Below are 19,372 nucleotides of genomic sequence, written 5' to 3' on the forward strand. Positions count from 1 at the left end.
CCTATCCCAGATTCTTGACGATGTGAGGCCCGAGGCGATTGGCCAGTGCGAGCGGCATGCGCTGCCACATCTTGATGAAGAGCTGATACTTGGGGTTGAGCGGATTGGTGTCCGGCACCGCCTTGGATTTGTGCAGCTGGTATTCGTAATGCAGCGGCGTGGGTTCGAATCCCCAGTTCTTCTTGAAATCGTAAGATCCCGTGCCGAGCTTGCTGCGGCCGTAATCGAAAATGCGATAGCCACGAGCACAAGCGCGCCGCATCAATTCCCAGTACATGAAATCGTTGCCGGCAACGGCGCGCGCTTCTTCCGTGCCGCCGCCGTAATAGGGCAAGACTTCGTCACGGAAGTAAAAGCTCATGACGCCGCAAACAGTGCGGCCTTCATTCGTGATGATCAGCAGCTCGCAATCGTCGGCGAAAACTTCCTTAAGGATGGCAAAGTATTTGTTTGAAAATACCGGCGTGCCGAGACGATGCACACTGGTCGAATAGGCATGGAAAAAGCGGTCGATATCCTTGTCGATTTCGCTTTGCAGGCCAGCCTTGATTCCCTTGCGTACCATCGCGCGCTGCTTGCGCGGGATCGCCAGCATGTTCTTTTCTTCGTCCGGATCGATCTCCTTGCGGAAAGTGACATACAGCGGCTTGGAAGCCCAGTCCGCATGTTGCGGCTGCAGGTTGCGATATTCGAGATGTCCGACCTGAAGTTGTGCCGCAAGCTGCTGGGCGGCTTCATCCAGTGAGCGCCGCGCCATTTCGTTTTTCGCGGCGATGCCGCCGTAGACGCAAAATGGCAGCGAACTCAGCGAATGGCCGAACAGCCGGCTCTTGATTTCGGCAAGCGGCAATACCGCCTGGATTTCACCATCGGACTCGGCGTACATGAAGTGCGTGCGATGGCCGAAGGCACGTTCGATCACTTCCTTCCAACCGGCGCGATGAAAGAAGGTCGCTTCGGAACATTCATTTACGAAGGCATCCCAGCGAGCCGTGTCATGTTTGTCGAGTCGGCGGATCTTCACCTCGGATTGCAGTTGAGCCTCCAAAGTGTTGTCATGGCCTGGGTCGGTGGCAAGCGCGGTTTGGGCAGTCGTCATTTTTGGCCGAGAAAAATGTTGTCCATGCGGTCCCATCGGAAGTCACGGGTCAGTGCCTGCAGGCGATGTTCCATGCGATGCAGATTGATGTAGTGCCGAAAACGGGTTTTCAGGCCGACGCCAGCTTGCCGTGGCTGATCCGGATCCAGTTCCCATGGATGGAAGTAGAAAATGCCCGGACTGCTATCGTCGCGGTTCACCTTTTGCAGGAACCAGCGCGACAAGGCATAGGGAAAGAAGCGGAAATAACCGCCGCCGCCGGCAGGGAAATTGCGATCGAACATGCGCACCGTGGTGATCGGCACTTCCAGCAGCTTGTCATTTCCGTTCGGGTAGAACGAGAAGCGCGGCGCATCGGGCATGCCGTAATGATCGTGCTGAATCGGGTAAATGCTTGAGCTGTAGCGGTAACCTGCTTCAAGCAGGGTGTCGAGCGCCCACAGGTTTTTCGGTCCGATCGAGAAGCTCGGAGCCCGGTAGCCCAGTACTTGCTGACCGCCGATATCTTCGAGTATCGCCTTGCTGCTGCTGACATCCTGCCGGAATTCGACCTCGGTCTGATCGGAGGCGCGCAGGTGCCCATAACCATGGCTCGCCAGTTCGTGACCGCCGGCGACGATACGCCGGACCATGGCTGGATAACGCTCGGCGATCCATCCCAACGTGAAGAAGGTCGCTTTCACGTTCTGTCGTTCGAAAAGTTCCAGGATGCGGTCGATATTGCGCTCGACGCGGCAGGGCAGGCTCTCCCAGCTATCCCGGGAAATGTGCGGAGCAAAAGCCGAGACCTGGAAATAATCCTCCACGTCGACCGTCATCGCGTTGCGTATCAGTGTGGCCATGGCAGCGGGTCAAGCTTCCTCTTCAGAAGATTTACGAGAGCGCGGCGTCGAGATGATCTTCTTGACCGCATCCAGGATCGATACGACGGAACGCTCCATTTTCGAGAGCCGCTCGTTCATGTTTTCCAGCACCGGCAAAGCTTCGGTCTGCTGAGCCACAGGCACCGGCGGGGCGATTCCCTCCACGTTCTCGGAGTTGGACGCCAAGTTCTCCGATGGATATTCGGCGCTCATCGGCGGGTGGAATTCTTGCTGAATATCCGCAATGACCGACGCGACTTCCTGTCCGCCGAAAGTGTGCAGTTCTTCCAGATAGCCCATCAGGAAGAGCCTGTCGCACAGTGTATTGATACGGCGCGGGATGCCTTCGCTATATGCGTGGATGGCGACATAGGCATCGGCCGTAATGGCCGGGTCGCCGCGCCAGCCGACGGTATGCAGGCGGTGGTCGATATACGCCCTGGTTTCTTCGGCATCGAGCGGGCCGAGGTGATAACTTGCAATCACCCTTTGCACCAGTTGCTGCAGGTCTCCGCTCAGAAGCGTCCTGCGGAATTCCGGCTGGCCAAGCAGGAAAGTTTGCAGCAACGAGGCATCGTTGGTCTGGAAATTCGACAGCATGCGCAATTCCTCGATGGCGCGCGGCGTCAGGTTTTGTGCTTCATCGACCATCAGCAGCGCGCGTTTGCTCTGGGCATGGCACTGCCGGAAGAACTGTTCCAGCCGGATGAGCAAGGACGACTTGCTGGCATCCTCGAAAGCCAATCCGAAAGCCGCCGCCACCATGCGCAGAATATCGTCCGAATCCACATGAGTCGTGACGATCTGCGCAGCATGGATCTTGCTCGGTTCCAGCCTGGCGAAGAGGTTGCGCATGAGGGTAGTCTTGCCGGCGCCGATTTCACCGGTAATGACGATGAAGCCTTCGCCTTGCGACAAGCCGTAATCCAGATAAGCCATGGCGCGCTTGTGGCCCTTGCTGCCATAGAAGAAATGAGGATCCGGTTTGAGCTGAAAAGGTTTGGCGCTAAGGCCGTAATAGGACTCGTACATGAATCGCCTCGTGTCCTTAAAAAGTCATGAGAAAAGAAGCCGTCACGGCGTTTTCCCGTACATTCCTGCCGGGCTCGTTAAAGTCTTGCTGGAGACGGCGGTATTCCAGCGTACCCCTCAACTTCGGCTGAAGCTGCCGGTTCAGCGCCAGCTGGTAGGTGCGGGTGATCGTTTTCTCGCCCGTGGCAAGCGCATTTGAACGGCTGATGCCGGCGCTTGCGGTGACATTGGTGCGGGATGTGGGATGCCAGTTCCACAGCGCGTTGACGCCGATCTGGTGCGTGTTGTCTGCTTGTGCCAGGTTGCCAGCTGCCAGCAGCGAAGCATCGCTCGCGGCGGAAGTTTGCGCGGTCCGGTTAATGTCGAACAGACTCAGCAGCAGCGTGTTTTTTGCGCCATTGACCGCCGCCGATGCTTGCCAGCGTTTTTCCAGGAATACGCGGTTGGTCAAGGTATTCATCGCCGTGTTCAGCGTGGCGGGCAAACCCAGGCCACGAATGTAGGCATCCACGGCTTGCTGCCGCATGGCGGCATCGGGAATGCTTGCCTGTAGCAGTTGATTGATATAAGTGGACGTATCCGTGGTGACGGGTATCAGGAATTGCGACTGGGTAGTCGTCACCTGTTCGTCATAGCCAATGCTCCACGTGGTGTTGCGGGTACGGTGCTTGCCCAATAAGGAAAAGGACTTGCCGTAATAGCGGTGGCCGGCGCTGGCTTCGAGATTGGTTCGCGCGCTCGGCGCCCAGGCAAATCCGGTTTGCCAGAATACGCCTTGCGGTTTGTCGCCGATGGACACGTAATTACTGCGCTCGTAGCCGGTTGCCGCGGTCAGGGCAAACCTCGATGTCAGCAGGTAGCGCAATTTTGCCGAAGTTTCCTCCATGCGCAGGGTATTGGCATTGTCATAGTCGGTGTCGCGCCGGCTGTATTGCCATCCCCATCCCAAGGTCTGAAAGGCAGAGCCGCTGTTGACGTTCACGAGTATGCTGTTGCTGGTGCTGTCGAGCAGTCCGCCGGCAGTACTCGATGCCGAGTCATGCGTATAGCGCAGTTCGGCATCTGCGGCATTGCCGAAGTGATGACGCATGAATGGGCTGACGCTGTATGTCCTGACGTCCGTCCGGTTGCCGGTGAGGTTGGCGTTACTGGTAGCCTGTGCGTCGAAAGGCGAGATGGTTTGCTGAGTCAGCGATGCCCTGCCGTTTAAAAAAAAAAGCCCTTCGACCAGTTCGGCGTCCGCCGCGCCAAGAAACTGGTGATCGTTGTGGAAGCTTCCTTGCCTGGCATAGGCAAAATTCTGCATCTCGTAATTGATCTTGGCCTTCAGGCGCGGGCCATTTCCAACCAGGGAAAATCCGGGCGTCACCTGGGTGATGAATTCGCTTCTTTCAGTCCCCACCGGGCTTAAACGCAGGTTGTCCGTGTAAATCTCGGCAAGGCCGACGCTGGGTGTGAATTTCCATTCCGCGGCATGGGCGTGCGACGTGGTCAGGAATGATATCGCTGCAATAGCCGATGCCAGCGGCAGCATGCGCAGGGGAGGGGCGCACCTGGCCTGATGCAGCCTAGTTGTAGTAGCGTCCATAGTATTCTTCGCCCGTAAAGCCGCGGGACTTGTTGTACAGCAGACTGACATTGGCCGACGAACCCAGCTGCCGCAACACAGACTTGACTGCATGCTGCGTGGTCTTTTGCGCTTCCACCACCACGACGATTTGCCCCATCTGGCTGGCAAGGACGCGAGATTCCGTGGTCAACAGCACGGGCGGCGAATCGAAGATCACGATCCGGTCCGGATAGCGCCTGGCGATTTCGTCAAGCAGGCGGCTCATGTTCTGGCTGGCCAGCAGCTCGGTTGCATGACGGTGGCTTCTGCCGGCAGGGAGGAAGCTCAGCGAATCGATATTCGTCTTGAGCATGACATCGGCCAGGTCGAGTTTGTCGTCCAGCAGGATGTCCATCAATCCCGCTTCATTCTTCAGGCCCAGGAATTGCGGCACCGACGGCCTTGCCACGTCGGCATCGACCAGCAATACGGTGTGATCCATTTCCATGGCAATGCTGATGGCCAGGTTAACTGCGCAAAAGGTTTTTCCTTCGCCGGGCAGGGAGCTGGTGACCATCACGAGGTTCCCATGATTGTTCGCTCCTGATGCAGCCTGATTGAATGCCTTGTCGATCAGCGGGCGCTTGATCAGGCGGAATTCCTCAGCGATCGGAGTGCGGCCGCCGTCGGGCGTCACCATGCCGAGTTCATGCAGACGCGTCAAGTTGATGTCAATGCGCCGAGACCTGCGGCTGCTATCGCTGGATACCTGCGTGGGAGGCGCGCTCTGCGGAATCGACGCTTCTTTTGTCACCGGCGCAGCAATGGCCATGGCTTGCTCGACGATCGGCGATGCGCTCGCTGGTGCAGGCACTTCTTCCGGCGCACGCGGCATGGCTGGCGCCTGGGGCGTCTCCTTCCTGCCCCGCTCAAGCTTGCCAATCGCCTTTTCGATTATGCTCACGCTAGATCCCCATCATTTCAGTAACTCTATTCATCGCCGCCTGTTATGCCTTCAGCAGCATCGCGCCGATCAAGCCGCCGTACAGGACGACAAGAGTGGCAAACGAAGCGCCGAAAGCGTACAGCCGTTTTTTGCGACGCTGCTTTTCCTGGTCAGTCCAGATCATGGTTACCGTGCCGAGAATCGGCAAGCCGGTTTCATTGCGCAATTCGTTCTGGCTCAGGAAGGTTGGGCGGACTTTGCTCAGCAAGAATGCGACCGCAATACCGGCGGCAAGGGCGCCCGCCAGCAAGCCGGCAAACAGCAGCGCGCGCTTGGGACCGGTCGGACGCAGCGGCATGGTGGGCGGATCCACCACGCGGAATGTCATCATTTCAGTGGTCGCGCTCAATTCGCCCGACAGCTTGGCAGCTTCGCGGCTCGCCACCAGCTTTTCATAGTTTTCCTTGTTGATCTGATAGTCGCGATTCAGCTGCGCCAACTGGGTCTCGACTTCCGGCGCCGCCAGGCTCATTTCCTTGAGACGGGCAACCCTCATGGAGAACTCATCCACGCGGGCGCGCATCGACGCCACGCGCGCTTCGGCAGACGAGAGCGAGACTTTCAGCTGCTGCAGCATGGGGCTGTAATGCGCGCCGGGATCACCGCCGGTTTTTTTTACCTTCGCTTCTTCGGCCTTGCGTGCTTCGAGCTGGGCGATCAGCCTTTTGGTGGAAACGATATCGGGATGCTGCTCGGTGTATTGCATGCGCAGCGTATCTAGGTTCTTGTATTGCGCCTGGATGCGCTCGTCGATTTCAGGGTTGACCACAATAGGAGTTGCCGACACGGCTCCAGCCTCATCGCCCGAAATCTGCCGCTTGATGGCGTCGCGGGCCTGCTCGGCTTCACGCAGTTCCAGCCTGGCCTGGTTGAGTTGGTCCGACATTTCCAGCAGCTTGCTGCCGTAGTCGCTGCCCTGGCGGGGCAGCAAGCCCATGTGCTTGAGCTTGAAATCTTTCAGCGCATTCTCGGCGCTGGCCAGCTTTTCCTCATACGTTTTGATCTGGTCATCGATGAACTGGATCGCCTTGGCGGAGTCATTTTTTTTGCCGCCAAAGCTGCCTTCGACAAATATCGTCAGCAGCGACTGGACCACGTCCTTGGTCAGGCGCGGACTGTCGCCTGTATAGGAAATGGTATAGATATCGTTCTGGATCGTGCCATTGATCTTGATGCGGGAAATCAGCTCGTCGATCAGCTTTTCCTTGTCCTTTGCGGTGCCGGTCTTGATATCCAGATCGACCATGCGAATGACGCGTTCGATATTGGGACGGCTCAGCAGCGTGCGGCTCATGATGGAGACTTGCTGCTCGACGTTGGGCACGCTGGTCATGCCGGACAGGAGCGGCTTGAGCACGCTTTGCGTGTCGACGAAAACCCGAGCGGATGACTGGTAGGTGTCAGGCAGGGTGAAAATGACAATGCTGCCCACTAGTGTCACGATCCAGGCGATTGCCATCGCATACCAGCGGTATTTCGAAACACCTTTCACGAGGGTTTGCAGCTGGGATAGCAGTTCCTCCATCTTGCCAGAATCTCCGTGTGGAACAGGTTGATGCCGGCTTCTGCCGGAATAATCCATACCGGCTGATTGGCGCCAATGTAGGCTGGGCCGGAAAGAAACGATATTGCTAAATTGAAAATTTTAAAGCTTGTAGAAATATAACATTTTTGCGATTAAGCAATCATGTAAATTTGCAATATTTATCACTTTTCGTGGTAATTCTTGGTTTTGATTGTTACAAATTTCCGAGCGGAAATTTGGTCGTCTATAAAGCCAAGAAAAATGCAGTTTTGAAACATAAAACTTTGCAAATCAATGTCAAACAGAAATAATTTACTTGCAGTAATGGTAACATGCTGCGCAAATGCTAACTTGCAATTCGTGGTCATGGCTCGCGGCATCGACTAACTAAATCTGTTAATAAGGAAATCCTCGTGAAAGCGTTTTTCCATCATTTGCTTACCCGATTCGGACTGGTTGCCGGCGGCCTGGCGCTAGTCCTTCTTGGCGCTTGCGCATCCGGTCCTCAATTGCCACTCGCTTCGGCATCGTCGCAGGCCGTCGCTTCGGATTACCGGATCGGCCCTGGCGACACGGTCAATGTCACGGTCTGGCGCAATCCTGAAGTATCGATGTCGGTGGCAGTGCGCCCCGATGGAAAGATCACGACACCGCTGGTGGAAGATCTGCCTGCCAGCGGCAAGACCCCGACCGAACTGGCGCGCGATATCGAAAAGGCGCTGTCGAAATACATACAGCAGCCTGTCGTGACCGTGATCGTGACCGGCTTCAGCGGTCCGTATAGCCAACAGATTCGCGTGATCGGCCAGGCCGCCAAGCCGCAGGCGCTGGCTTATCGTCATGGCATGTCGCTGATGGATGTCCTGATCGCGGTGGGAGGCGTCACCGAATTCGCGGCTGGTAATCGCGCCAACATCATTCGCGACGTGGATGGCAAGCAGCAAAAGCTGCCCGTGCGCCTGAGCGACTTGATCCGCGACGGCGACATCTCGGCAAATGTACCGATGCAGCCGGGCGATATCCTCGTCATCCCGGAAAGCTACTTCTAATGCAGGCGGGCCGGCATCTTTGCCGGCTAAACCAGCACTTCCACTGCCGGCGGATGGCTGAGGAAAGCGGAAGGGCTTGCACTTAAGCCATAGGCGCCGGACTGGAATACCACAACCAGGTCACCAATCTGCGCCGGCGGCAGTTCCTGGCGATCGGCCAGCATGTCGAGCGGCGTGCATAGCGGCCCGACGATTGATAATACTTCCCGCTGCGTTTTCTGCATCCGGTTGGCGATTGCGACCGGATAATTCTTGCGGATGACCTGGCCGAGATTGCCGGATGCAGCCAGATGATGGTGCATGCCGCCATCCGTAACCAGAAAGACCTGACCGCGTGAGATTTTCCGGTCCACCACGCGCGTGACATAAACGCCGGCTTCACCGACCAGATAGCGTCCAAGTTCCAGTGCCACCTTGACCTGGTCCAGTTGCGCCTGCACGCGCGGCAGCCAGCGTGACAGCATGTCACCGATGGGATGCAGGTCGAGCGACTTCTCTCCGACAAAGTAAGGAATGCCAAAGCCGCCGCCGATATTGAGCAGGCGCGGCGCACGCGATGCGTCTTCCGTCAGCCGCAAGGCCAGTTCGAAAGTTTTATCCTGTGCTTCGGCAATCGCATGAGCATTGAGGTTTTGCGAACCGCTGAAGATATGCAGCCCATGCCAATCGAGATCCAGTTGCTCAATGCGCCTGAGCAGCGCTGGCGCCAGTTCCGCATCCACGCCGAACTGGCGCGGGCCGCCTCCCATTTTCATTCCCGAGGACTTCAGCTCGAAATCTGGATTGACACGCAACATGACTGACGGCCGCAAGCCCAGCGACTGGCCGATTCGGTTGACGGCGTCTACTTCGCGCGCAGACTCCAGGTGGATTACCGCGCCGGCAGCGATCGCCTGCGTCAGCTCCGCATCGGTTTTGCCGGGTCCCGCGAAACTGATTTGCCCGGCAGGGATGCCGGTATCCAGCGCCGTTTTGAGTTCACCGGCGGAAGCCACATCGAGTCCATCTACCAGGCTTGTCATATGCTGCACGAGGGCAGGCATCGGATTGGCTTTGACTGAATAATGAATGCGAATATCGTTCGGAAGGGCTGAGCGCAAATCCTTCACGCGACTCGTCAAGGCCGAGCGATCATAGGCGTAAAACGGCGTGCGGCCGACACGTTGCGCCAGGCGGGTCACGGCGATGCCACCGATATGCAGGGAGCCGTCCTGTACGGGGAAGTGCATTAGCGGCGCATGCGTCGGTTTGTTGGTGCTCATGATGGAATCTCGTTCTCGAACAGTCTTGCATGGGCCAGCTGCAATGCCTTGCGGTCGATTTTGCCATTCGGATTGCGCGGCAGCGGCTCGCTGCTGAGCGCAATATGCGCGGGCAGCATGTAGGCTGGCAGTTTGTGTCGGCACTCTCGCAGAAGAAGCGCTGTGCTTGTGCTGCCGTCAAAGATTTTGGCGACGACCACGATGGCTTGACCAAGCGCGGCATGCGGCACGCTGAAGGCGGCTGCTTCCTCCACCATGCCGGAAGCGTAAATGACTTCTTCAATTTCAGTCGGACTGACCCGGTAGCCCGATACCTTGATCATCTCGTCATCGCGGCCGATAAAATACAGAAAGCCTTCATCATCCCTCTTTACCGTGTCGCCCGACCATACTGCCATTTCGGGCAGGGGCAGGCCGGATTCGGCCCGTGGCAAAGCACGAAACCGCTGTGCGGTGCGCTCCGGATCATTCCAGTAACCCATGGAGACCAGCACGCCCCGGTGCACCAGCTCACCCGGTTCGTTGGGAGCGCATGGCGAACCGTCCGGACGCAGCACCAGGATTTCCGCATTCGGAATGGCATGCCCGATCGAATCAGGCCGCTTGTCCAGCTGTTCCGGCGGCAGGTAAGTAGAACGGAATGCCTCTGTCAAGCCATACATCAGGAAGATCTGGGTGGATGGCAAAGCCTGACGCAGCGCGGCCAGCGTCGACTGTGGCATGGCGCCGCCGGAATTGGTGATGTAGCGCAGCGTGGAAGATTGAGGCCATTGCTGCCGTGCCAGCTGTATCCACAAGGCGGGTACCGCTGCCAGTCCGGTGATACCATGTTCGGCGACAGCAACGGGTATATCGCGCGGCAGCAGGTAATTCATTAATACTACGGAAGCGCCGACCTTGAAGGCGGTCGTCAACTGGTTCAAGCCATAGTCGAAGCTCAGCGGCAGAACGGAAAGAATCCGGTCATCACTGGTGTTTTGCAGATAGCTTGCCACGCTGTCGGCGCCGGCGACCAGGTTACGGTGTGACAGCACCACGCCCTTGGGCAAGCCCATGCTGCCGGAGGTGTAAAGGATCGCCGCCATGTCGCTATCGATCATGCGATGTGGCGGCAGTTGGCGATGGCTGCTGCCATCTGCCAGCAGTTCGTCCCAGGCGACGATGTCCTGTTCGACCGGAGTCGTTGGCGTGACACCGCCAGTAACGACAATCAGGCGCAGTCCTGGGCATGCAGGTAATATCGCGCGCAAGCCATCCAGGCGTTCCACGGACGTCACCAACACGCGCACGTCACAGTCACGCAGGATATGCTGCACCTGCTGCGGTTTGAGCAAAGGATTGACGGGCACAAATACGCCGCCCGCAGCTGCGGTACCGAACATGGCGGCCACTGCTTCGGGCCGTTTTTCCAGATAGATGGCAACGCGCTCGCTACGCAGCAGACCATCGGCCAGCAAGCCTTGCGCAAATGATTCGACCGCCGTGCACAAGCTGCCGTAGTCCCAGCTCTGCTTGCCACAGATAAGCGCGAGTGATTGCGGCGCCTGCATGGCCCGGTGGACAATCAACTCGTGTGCGAGAAGGGGCGTCTGCATGGCAGGGATGGGCGCGGCGCAGGCTTATGCCTGCTTGACGCCGTGGCGGGTCATCAGGTCGTAGATCGTCGGCCTGCTCACGCCCAGCATTTCCGCGGCCTTGACGATGTTGCCGTCGGATCTGGCAAGCGCTTTCACCAGCGCCTTGTATTCCGCTTCATCACGGATCTGACGCAGGTTGAGCGGTTCTTCGTTCGCCGGTGTATCGGACAGGCCGAGATCGTCTGCGACGATTTGCGGGCCATCTGCCATGATGACCGCGCGCTTGATGCAGTTTTCCATTTCGCGGACATTGCCTGGCCAGGTATGGCTCTCGATCAGCGCCAGGGCATCGCTGCTGAAGCTTAAGCGCGACCGGCCTTCCGCTTCACTGAAACGGTTCTTGAAATGATGCGCCAGCAGGGGGGCGTCACCGATGCGCTCGCGCAGAGGCGGAATCGTTACGACAATCTCGCTCAGGCGATAATACAAGTCTTCACGGAATTTCCCTGCGGCGGTCAATTCCTTGAGTTTTTGATGCGTGGCGCAAACGATGCGCACATCCACCGGAATTTCCTTGTGGCCGCCGATTCGCTCGATCACACGCTCCTGCAGGAAGCGCAACAGCTTGGCCTGTAACGCCATCGGCAAGTCGCCGACTTCATCCAGGAAGAAGGTGCCCTCATTGGCCAGCTCGATCTTGCCGAGAGTCTGTTTGGCGGCGCCGGTGAAGGCGCCTTTTTCATAGCCGAACAATTCACTTTCGAGCAGGTTTTCGGGGATGGCAGCGCAATTGATCGCCATGAAGCGCTTGTCGCGACGCGGACTGAGTTGATGCAATGCCCTTGCCAGCACCTCTTTGCCGGTGCCGCTTTCACCGAGCAGCATCACGGTGGCGGCGGAGGGTGCGACTTTCTCGATACTGCGACAGACTTTCAGCATGCCCGGATCGCGGCTGATGACGCCCCCCATCGGGGAATCGCCTTGCGTCTGCAGCAGCTTGCGGTTTTCCTGCTGCAGCGCGTGCAGGAAAAAGGCCCGCTCGATGACCAGGCCCAGCATTTCGGGATCGAAGGGTTTCTGATGGAAATCGTAGGCGCCCATGCCGATTGCCTTGACGGCATTGGCGCGTTCCTGATTGCCGGACAATACGATGACCTTGGCATCCGGCGTCATGGACAGAATCTGCTGCAGCGTCGCCAAACCTTCCGTGGCACCATCCGGATCGGGAGGCAGTCCCAGGTCCATCGTGATGACGGCGGGCTCGTGCCTGCGCACTTCCGCAAGGGCGCTTTGCCGATCGCCGGCCACGAGAACTTCGTACGAGTCGAAGCTCCAGCGCAGTTGTTTTTGCAAGCCCGGGTCGTCTTCTATGACTAAGAGTTTTTTCTTGGTTTGAGTCACCGTGTTACCTCTCGAGCGGTTAAGCGTGTGCGTCCTTGATTGCCAGAGCAGCGGTCATCTGCGCTCATGCGGCGAGATCGACAGGACGTTCTTCTTGCTGCAGCAGTGGCAATGTCAGTCGAAAGACCGTTCCCTGAGAGACCCTGCTCTCCACTTCCATCTTGCCGCCCAGTTCGTTGATATATTCCCGGCTTTCGAAGACACCGATTCCCATGCCGCCTGCCTTGGTGGATTCGAATGGCTTGAACAGCTTGTCGCGGATGAATTCCTCGCTCATGCCGGCGCCGTTATCGCCAATCGTGACGATGGCGGTATTGCCCTGGCGTTCCAGGCTGACTGTGACTTTACCATCCCTGGGCGTAGCTTCGATAGCATTCTGAATCAGATGGCCGATCACGCGCTCCAGACGCGAGCTGTTGGCAAAGACCGTCAATCCTTCATCGGCGAGCTTGAGAACCGGCTTTGGATCGATCGTCGATTTCGATGCGACTGCCTGCTTCAGCAGCGGCGCGAGCTGGAGCGACTCCGAGGTTTCAACAGCGATGCCCCTGGCCAGCTTCTGCAGCAGCAATTTCATTTTTTGTACCGAGAAGTCGATCGTCTCCAGCATATCCTGCTGAAAAGCTGGATTGTGCTTGTGCTTTTCCGCATTGGCGAGCAGGAGCGACAATTGGAACACCAGGTTCTTCAAGTCATGAACCATGAAAGTCGACATGCGATTGAATGACTCGAACTGCCGGGCGACCATCAAGGCGTTGGAAGCTTCCTGCTGGGCCAGATAGCTTGCTGCCTGGCTGCCCGCGATTTTCAGCAAATCCAGTACTTCCCAGTTAAGCCGGATACTACTGCGCGGCTGGGCTAGCACCATGAAGCCGGTGAGCTTCCCTTGCAAGAGCATTGGTACGACCAGCCATGCTTGCGGAAACTCCAGCAGCCATTGCGGAATCGTGACTCCCTGCGCGCTATCGATGACGGCACGCTCTTCCTTGAGGTCGACCACCCATTCCTTGCTTTCCATGAATCGGCAAAATGTTCCGTCGAGCGGTTCCGATACATCCGGCGGATTCATGTTCCATCGTGCCGCCAACTTGCATTGGCCGGATTCGCGAGCCAGGTACACGGCGCCTCCAGGGCTTTCCACCAAATCCGCTACAGCCTGGATCGTGCGCTCGCCGAGCTCCGGGCCTTGTTTCGACAGCGTGCGGGTGAAGCGAATCCATTCTTCCCGGTAATCGTAGCCATAGCTATAGAAATGCTTGCTGATGAAGACCCGCAGCCAGGCGCGGCAAGTGCCTGAAAACAGCACGGCAGCCAGTACGAGCAATGCGCCTGCAAGAAACACGACCTGCATGAGATTGCCCCAATGGCCACCGAAGAAGCGCAGGTAATAACCAGCGGCAGACATGGCGAGCAGGTAAACGGCTGATCCAAGCAGCGCGACGGAATGATAGAGAACCTGGCGCGAGACGGAGATGCCAGGCGACCACTTCGGATTGCGCGCCGCGGAAATCGCCAGCATCGGCACGACAAATGCATTCACCGCGCCGCGAGCCGACCAGATTTCCAGGTTGATTTGCCTGAATAGCAGGGCATCGCTGTAAAGATAAAAATCGTATGCAAACATGCCGCCGAGGCCAAGGCATGCAAATTTGATAGCCCAGCGTTCCCGAGCAGGCGTGTTGCGAAACAATTGTTCTACCAGGAGCATGCCGGCAATCGCCATGGCAATGCGAGCGACGGGATTGGCTGTCAACGCGATCAGGCCATATAGCCAGACTGGCTGCATCGCCAGCAGCACGACCAGTGCCGACAATCCGATCAAGACGAACTTGTTTTGCGAAATGGACCGTGCCTTGGCGGCGGTGTCCGGCTTTAGCAAGACCAGCAAAAAGACGCACCAGGATATGCCTCGCAATAGTTCGAGCGATTGCGATAGCAAGGAAAAGGGGCTGTGGTCATAAGCTTGCCATGCTAGCGCGGCAGCCCATGCTGCACTTGCCAGGCACGCGCTGAGAACGGCCAGGCCATGCAGGCGGCCACGCCAGCTCGTCAACAGCAGACCGCATAAAAAAAGAAACGCCAGCGCGGCGCTGGCATGACTGATCGTTGCGACGCTTGCTAGCATGGGTACGGCTCCACCGCTCTCATCGTGCCCCCTTGCCGAGCAATACGACTTGCAGGGTGTCGATCAGGATCAGGATGTCGAGGAACAGGCTATTGTTCTTGACATAGTAAAGATCGTATTGCAGCTTTTGCACGGCATCTTCGACCGAGGCGCCATACGGATAGCGTACTTGCGCCATGCCGGTGATCCCCGGCTTGATGCTGTGCCGGACGTTATAGAAGGGTATTTGATCGTTGAGTTGCTCGACAAAGAATGGCCGTTCCGGCCGCGGGCCGACGAAGCTCATCTCGCCTTTGAGGACATTGATAATTTGCGGCAGTTCGTCGATGCGCAGCTTGCGGATGATGCCGCCGATACGAGTGGTGCGCGGGTCATTCGATTTCGCCCATTGCGGCTTGCCGGCTTTTTCCGCATCGTTGCGCATGCTGCGGAATTTCAAAACCATATAGGTGTGGCCATCCTTGCCGACACGTTCCTGCTTGTAAAAGATCGGGCCTCTGTCCTCCAGAAAAATACACAAGGCCGTAATTAACATCGCCGGAATGGAAATGGTAAAGATCAGGAGACTGATGATCAGATCGAAGGTGCGTTTGCAGAAAGCGCGCAGAAAGCTTTGATCAAATCCGGTACCAAATACGAGCCAGCTCGGCTGCAGGGAATCGACCCGGATCTGGCAGGCTTCCCGTTCAAAAAAAGTGGCGGCGTCGGTGACCTTGATACCGTTGAGTTTGCAATCGAGAAGTTCCTTGATGGGCAAATTGCCGCCACGGCGGTTTTGCACCGATACGATGATTTCGCTGACATTATGCTTAAGCGCCAGCGCGGTAAGGGATTCGGTGTTGGCAATCACGGCCGAGGAGGGGACGCAGGTGTCTCCCTTGGCGACCGGCACGTAGCCGACGATATGATAATTGTGGTACGCAATATTATGCATGGCCAGTTCGCCGCATTCCTTGGCCAGGGTGCCTGTCCCCAAAAACAGGATGCGCGATTCCAGCAAACCAAATTCGGATGATTTAAAAATGAGCACGCGCGCGAGGAGAATGCCGGTGCCCGAAATCAGAATGACCAGGCCGAGAATGCCGCGTCCAAAATACAACTCCGGCACGATGTAAAAGCTAAGGGTCAGAATGCCGAAGCCAAGTGCAAAGGCGGGCATGAGGCGCAACAGCGTATTGCGGAATCCTTCGCGATATTTGAGCTGGTACATGCCCAATGCGCTCATGCTGAAGAGCATCGTCACCGTAAAGGCCACAGCCGGCAAGGCAAACTTTTGAAGCGAGATGGCGGATCCGCTCAAGCCGCCAAGGAGGCGCAGGTGCATGCCGACGTAAACTGACATCAGCAAGATAAGAACTTCCACGAGAAACAATACGGAAATGATCTTGGAAACGTGGTGATTAGATATCCGTAACATTCGTTCCTCAAACGATGTGCAACAAGAAAACTTAAAAGATTGTTTTAATGGAAATGTTACTATAGTTTCATTGTGTTTCCTATAAACATAGGAAGTCTTTAATGTTGTTTTACATATCGCTGCACTTAAATTTCCACATGGAAATTCTATGGTTGAAGTAAAACTCGAAACTGTGGTGTATGGATGGATGCAGGACGCATGCATCATTTGGCGCGCATGACTGCGGTAAGCCTGCGCAAACAAAAAGCCCCATCTTGATCAAGACGGGGCTTTTTTGATTAAGGAGGGTGTCCTCCTTTTTATTACGTTTTTATGCTTGCTTTTTGCGGCGTGCCATACCAGCCAGGCCAACGAGACCCAGACCCAGGAGAGCCAGCGAGCTTGGTTCAGGGACAGCGGTCAGCGTAACGTTATAGCCGTTGGTAATGGAGCCGGTGCGATTGAAGTACAGGTCGCCCATATCGACTACGAAGCTGCCGGTGCCGTCGAAGTTGACAACGACCGGGCTGAAATCGATCCAGAAATCAGGAACGAAATCGAGCAGGTCCGGCGAGTTGACGCGGCCGGCAATGGCGCCAGTCACAGCCACGTTATAAATCGTATCGGCAACCGGGTTGGTGAAGGTCAGCCATGCCGTTACGCCCAGATTGTCCAGTTCGCTTGCGCCGACGCCGCAACCAGCGAGCAGATCCAGGACGGTAATGCCGCTGTTAATGCAGGTTTCGTTCAATTGTGCGCGGCCAAACAGGAAGGATGCGGTTTCGCCCACATTGAGATTAAAGGTTTGCGGTGTTACGAGGTTGGTGAATACAACGTCGAGTTGGCCATTGCCGGTGCCATAACCGCTACCCCATGTGAAGCCGCCATCCGTTACGGTAAACACGGTAGCGTTGGCGGATGTGGCTAGACCTAAAGTCGAAATGAATGCCAGCCCCAACAATGCTTTTTTAAAGATATTCATGATGAAGTCCCGTTGTGAAAAAATTGTCTAATAAATATTGCTTGGGTGATAAAGCAATGTTTGGGCCATCTTGTTTATCTTTAATCAAATCAAGTACTTAGGAGGGTAATTTTGTTCGTGATCGTTGTCGTGTAAATTTCTTCGACAGCGCTGAAAAGCAGGAGTCAGGCTGGCGACGCGCGCCGTCACTTTTCCGTTTTGGGGGAAATAACAGCCTTGTGAAACAGATGACGAGCCAGCATTAACGGGGGCATGCGCAGCCAGTTCGCACGGATATAAAGCATCTCGCGAGCGAAATTACTCAACGCATCCGAGCAACTTGCATGGGCGGGCAGGAGAGCACGCAGGAAAAAAGAATCCATCATCGCCAGCAAAGTCTTGTTAGGCGCGGCTGCTTTTGCAAGGCATTCCATTGCATCATTCGGAATGGGAGCATGCAGCATGTGGTCTAAATAACGCAGCGCATAGAACAAGGGCCGGGCCAGTTCGAGCTGAATTGCTCTTTCGATGAGTCGCGGCCAAAACTCCGGCGCCATGCTGAATTGCTGCAGCAATCCCTGCAGATCGACGAGGTCCCGCAAGCCGTTTTCCAGTTCTCCATCATGAAAGAGATGTACCGCGCTATGCAGGATCATGTCGGCAGGAGCAAGCGTCAACAAGCCGGGCTCGTCTTCGATCGGAAGCGCGGCTGCGCGCAATAGTGCAGGGTCCGGATGTATGGAAGCAGTTTCAGGCACGATCGCATGATGCACGTCGATTACCGTCATGCGACGGATATGCCGCATCGGCGGCAATTCGTGCATCCAGGTGCGGTAATAGCGCTGATCATAGGCATCGTGGTGAGTCGTCGCCCAGCCATGCAGCATCAGCGCGGCTTCGACTTCGTCCAATTTATCTTTTGGTACGAGAATGTCGATATCGGAAAAAAGCCTGCCGCGCGCGCAGGACAACTGCGCCATGACATAAGCCGCGCCTTTCAACAGAATGATGGGGGCGCCGCAGTTGGCTAATGCTTCATGAATTAGCGCGACTTCATGGCGAACTGCCAGCCCATGCCGATTCGCCACGGTATTTGCCCAGCTGAGATGTTGTCGCGGCTGGACCGGAATATGTCCCAGCAGGCCGAGCCCGTCGAGACGGGCATGCAGACTTGCAAGCAAATTGGCCTTGCGCGCCTGGCGAATGAGCAGATCCCACTGCGGCAAATCCAGTGTGATGACTTGATCCGGTCGGCGGAATGCTTGCAGTATCAATGGCGACGTCATCACGCTATCTGGGCCGGCGGGTGCAGGTTGTTGAATACATCGACTGCTTCATCGAGCTGGCTGTAGACAAAGCGATGGCATGCCGACGCATCGATTAGCCCTGCGAGGCTGGCAAAACCTCGTTCGCCAAGCAGGCTGTAATTGAAGGCATTGTCGGCGACACTCATGAATGCCTGTGCCTTGCTTTCATCGGTAAGGCTGGTGGCGGCGCCGGCTTCATAACGCGGGAAAATCACCCAGCCGGGACGGGCCGGTTCTCCTGCGCGATTCACACTATCGGCAGGGGCGCGCATGTGCGCGACCGTGCCTTTCATGGTGTCGCTCACCTTGCGGCTGAATACGGCATCCGGGGCATACGATTGCATGATGTCGATGGATGCATTCTTCAGGCTGATCGGGCGAGGCAGGGGGGCGATATTGCCTTCGCTGAGGCTGATAAGCGCCAGTTCGTCCGAAAGCAGGCGCCAGCCATGACATGTCAGCGCGGCGCACAGGGTGCTTTTTCCTGAGCCGGGCGGCGCCGGCAGAATGACGGCATGGCCATGCTTTTCCAGCACGGCGGCGTGGATGATGAGGTAACTGTGCGCGTGGCTCGATACGCACCAGTTCAAGCCCCATTCGAGCATGGGATAGGCCTGGTCGGCGGGAAGGGGCTTGAACGTGCGGGTGCCGTCGTACAGGAATAGTACTTGCGGCTTGAGCCAGCGCCGCATTCCGCCTGGCGAGGTAAGCTCGATGTGAAAATCCGCGAAATCGTTGTCTTCGGCCAGCGGGTAATCCGCATACATCAAGCCCACATTTTCCTGCGCGGCGCCGAGCGAAGTTCGCACGCGCGTGACGAACGGACCGGTACGCAGGCATAGTCCCGCTTCTTGCAGGCGCAGTCGTAGCTGAAGGGGCGATAGACTGGAAACTCTCAATGGGCTACCGGACTTATCAGCGAGATCCCGGCGAGCTGGGACAATATGGCTTCCAGGCTTTCCTTGGCATTGTCGCCTGTCTGATTTGCCTCTTCCGGAAACAGCATGGCAGTCAGCGAATCGGCATCCTGAGGAGACGCCAGCAGTTCCGCAAGGACTTCGGTTGCGACAGCGCCGAGCAGATGCGTATTGCCTGATTGTGCATCATAGACTATTGCTTCATCGTCCCAGCGCTTGACATGGAGGGTTTGCGGGAAGCTGACTTGCCACTTCATGAAATCGTGCGGTTGCTGTCGAAGGAAAAATTATCGTAAGACTGTG

At 56.8% G+C, this 19,372-nt stretch carries 16 protein-coding genes; 1 reads left to right on the forward strand and 15 read right to left on the reverse strand.

The genetic code is table 11. The features are described 5' to 3' along the window. Position 1: 1 nt before the first annotated feature. From EDC30_RS04725 to EDC30_RS04750, 6 genes are read right to left on the reverse strand one after another with little or no spacing between them, the layout of a single operon-like run. Entirely contained in the window at positions 2-1,099 is a 1,098-nt protein-coding gene (locus EDC30_RS04725) for a FemAB family XrtA/PEP-CTERM system-associated protein (protein WP_132257637.1), read from the reverse strand. Next, complete coding sequence (locus EDC30_RS04730) at positions 1,096-1,941, reverse strand: XrtA system polysaccharide deacetylase (protein ID WP_132257638.1); 846 nt, start codon at positions 1,939-1,941, stop codon at positions 1,096-1,098. Before EDC30_RS04730 ends, EDC30_RS04725 begins: the two co-directional genes overlap by 4 nt. A 9-nt stretch (positions 1,942-1,950) precedes the next feature. Further along, positions 1,951-2,994: an XrtA/PEP-CTERM system-associated ATPase gene (locus EDC30_RS04735; protein WP_132257639.1), complete on the reverse strand. Its 1,044-nt coding sequence runs from the start codon at positions 2,992-2,994 to the stop codon at positions 1,951-1,953. Positions 2,995-3,010: 16 nt separating this feature from the next. Continuing rightward, entirely contained in the window at positions 3,011-4,582 is a 1,572-nt protein-coding gene (locus EDC30_RS04740) for a TIGR03016 family PEP-CTERM system-associated outer membrane protein (RefSeq protein ID WP_165973731.1), read from the reverse strand. Further along, positions 4,563-5,507, reverse strand: coding sequence for an XrtA-associated tyrosine autokinase (locus EDC30_RS04745; protein ID WP_243656649.1), 945 nt, complete (start codon positions 5,505-5,507; stop codon positions 4,563-4,565). The genes EDC30_RS04740 and EDC30_RS04745 overlap by 20 nt, the downstream gene beginning before the upstream one ends. A gap of 43 nt (positions 5,508-5,550) precedes the next feature. After that, complete coding sequence (locus tag EDC30_RS04750) at positions 5,551-7,074, reverse strand: XrtA system polysaccharide chain length determinant (protein WP_132257641.1); 1,524 nt, start codon at positions 7,072-7,074, stop codon at positions 5,551-5,553. A gap of 413 nt (positions 7,075-7,487) precedes the next feature. On the opposite strand from EDC30_RS04750, the gene EDC30_RS04755 reads away from it, so the two are divergent. Further along, entirely contained in the window at positions 7,488-8,123 is a 636-nt protein-coding gene (locus EDC30_RS04755) for an XrtA/PEP-CTERM system exopolysaccharide export protein (RefSeq protein ID WP_207907207.1), read from the forward strand. Positions 8,124-8,149: 26 nt separating this feature from the next. Here the strand turns inward: EDC30_RS04755 and EDC30_RS04760 are convergent, their stop codons facing one another. The 9 genes from EDC30_RS04760 to EDC30_RS04800 all read right to left on the reverse strand — a co-directional run bounded on the left by EDC30_RS04760 (position 8,150) and on the right by EDC30_RS04800 (position 19,326). Beyond that, the gene (locus tag EDC30_RS04760; RefSeq protein WP_132257642.1) at positions 8,150-9,385 is read right to left on the reverse strand and encodes a pyridoxal-dependent decarboxylase, exosortase A system-associated; all 1,236 of its coding nucleotides are present in this window, start codon (positions 9,383-9,385) and stop codon (positions 8,150-8,152) included. After that, positions 9,382-10,980 (reverse strand): acyl-CoA ligase (AMP-forming), exosortase A system-associated, encoded by a 1,599-nt coding sequence (locus EDC30_RS04765; RefSeq protein ID WP_132257643.1) that lies wholly within the window; start codon positions 10,978-10,980, stop codon positions 9,382-9,384. The genes EDC30_RS04760 and EDC30_RS04765 overlap by 4 nt, the downstream gene beginning before the upstream one ends. Before the next feature lie 24 nt (positions 10,981-11,004). Then, positions 11,005-12,363 (reverse strand): PEP-CTERM-box response regulator transcription factor, encoded by a 1,359-nt coding sequence (prsR, locus tag EDC30_RS04770; RefSeq protein ID WP_132257644.1) that lies wholly within the window; start codon positions 12,361-12,363, stop codon positions 11,005-11,007. A gap of 64 nt (positions 12,364-12,427) precedes the next feature. Beyond that, entirely contained in the window at positions 12,428-14,488 is a 2,061-nt protein-coding gene (gene prsK / locus EDC30_RS04775; protein WP_132257645.1) for an XrtA/PEP-CTERM system histidine kinase PrsK, read from the reverse strand. A gap of 19 nt (positions 14,489-14,507) precedes the next feature. After that, positions 14,508-15,905 (reverse strand): TIGR03013 family XrtA/PEP-CTERM system glycosyltransferase, encoded by a 1,398-nt coding sequence (locus EDC30_RS04780; RefSeq protein WP_132257779.1) that lies wholly within the window; start codon positions 15,903-15,905, stop codon positions 14,508-14,510. Between the two features lie 310 nt (positions 15,906-16,215). Beyond that, positions 16,216-16,866: a PEP-CTERM sorting domain-containing protein gene (locus EDC30_RS04785; protein ID WP_132257646.1), complete on the reverse strand. Its 651-nt coding sequence runs from the start codon at positions 16,864-16,866 to the stop codon at positions 16,216-16,218. A gap of 185 nt (positions 16,867-17,051) precedes the next feature. Continuing rightward, positions 17,052-18,131 carry a nucleotidyltransferase domain-containing protein gene (locus EDC30_RS04790; RefSeq protein ID WP_132257647.1) on the reverse strand — a complete coding sequence of 360 codons (1,080 nt, stop codon included), beginning with the start codon at positions 18,129-18,131 and terminating at the stop codon, positions 17,052-17,054. Further along, positions 18,131-19,051, reverse strand: coding sequence for an HprK-related kinase A (locus EDC30_RS04795; protein WP_132257648.1), 921 nt, complete (start codon positions 19,049-19,051; stop codon positions 18,131-18,133). The genes EDC30_RS04790 and EDC30_RS04795 overlap by 1 nt, the downstream gene beginning before the upstream one ends. Further along, a complete protein-coding gene (locus tag EDC30_RS04800) occupies positions 19,048-19,326 on the reverse strand; it encodes an HPr-rel-A system PqqD family peptide chaperone (RefSeq protein WP_132257649.1) in 279 nt (92 codons plus the stop codon). The genes EDC30_RS04795 and EDC30_RS04800 overlap by 4 nt, the downstream gene beginning before the upstream one ends. Between the last annotated feature and the right edge of the window lie 46 nt (positions 19,327-19,372).

Origin of the sequence: Paucimonas lemoignei (genome assembly GCF_004342585.1) — a bacterium.
In the GTDB taxonomy this organism is placed as follows: Bacteria; Pseudomonadota; Gammaproteobacteria; order Burkholderiales; family Burkholderiaceae_D; genus Paucimonas; species Paucimonas lemoignei.

Coding starts and splice junctions, on each gene's coding strand:
- EDC30_RS04765 (WP_132257643.1), bottom strand. CDS start 10,980: ATGCAGACGCCCCTTCTCGCACACGAGTTGATTGTCCACCGGGCCATG.
- EDC30_RS04780 (WP_132257779.1), bottom strand. CDS start 15,905: ATGTTACGGATATCTAATCACCACGTTTCCAAGATCATTTCCGTATTG.
- EDC30_RS04790 (WP_132257647.1), bottom strand. CDS start 18,131: ATGACGTCGCCATTGATACTGCAAGCATTCCGCCGACCGGATCAAGTC.
- EDC30_RS04750 (WP_132257641.1), bottom strand. CDS start 7,074: ATGGAGGAACTGCTATCCCAGCTGCAAACCCTCGTGAAAGGTGTTTCG.
- EDC30_RS04730 (WP_132257638.1), bottom strand. CDS start 1,941: ATGGCCACACTGATACGCAACGCGATGACGGTCGACGTGGAGGATTAT.
- EDC30_RS04760 (WP_132257642.1), bottom strand. CDS start 9,385: ATGAGCACCAACAAACCGACGCATGCGCCGCTAATGCACTTCCCCGTA.
- EDC30_RS04800 (WP_132257649.1), bottom strand. CDS start 19,326: ATGAAGTGGCAAGTCAGCTTCCCGCAAACCCTCCATGTCAAGCGCTGG.
- EDC30_RS04740 (WP_165973731.1), bottom strand. CDS start 4,582: ATGGACGCTACTACAACTAGGCTGCATCAGGCCAGGTGCGCCCCTCCC.
- prsK (WP_132257645.1), bottom strand. CDS start 14,488: ATGCTAGCAAGCGTCGCAACGATCAGTCATGCCAGCGCCGCGCTGGCG.
- EDC30_RS04785 (WP_132257646.1), bottom strand. CDS start 16,866: ATGAATATCTTTAAAAAAGCATTGTTGGGGCTGGCATTCATTTCGACT.
- EDC30_RS04725 (WP_132257637.1), bottom strand. CDS start 1,099: ATGACGACTGCCCAAACCGCGCTTGCCACCGACCCAGGCCATGACAAC.
- EDC30_RS04735 (WP_132257639.1), bottom strand. CDS start 2,994: ATGTACGAGTCCTATTACGGCCTTAGCGCCAAACCTTTTCAGCTCAAA.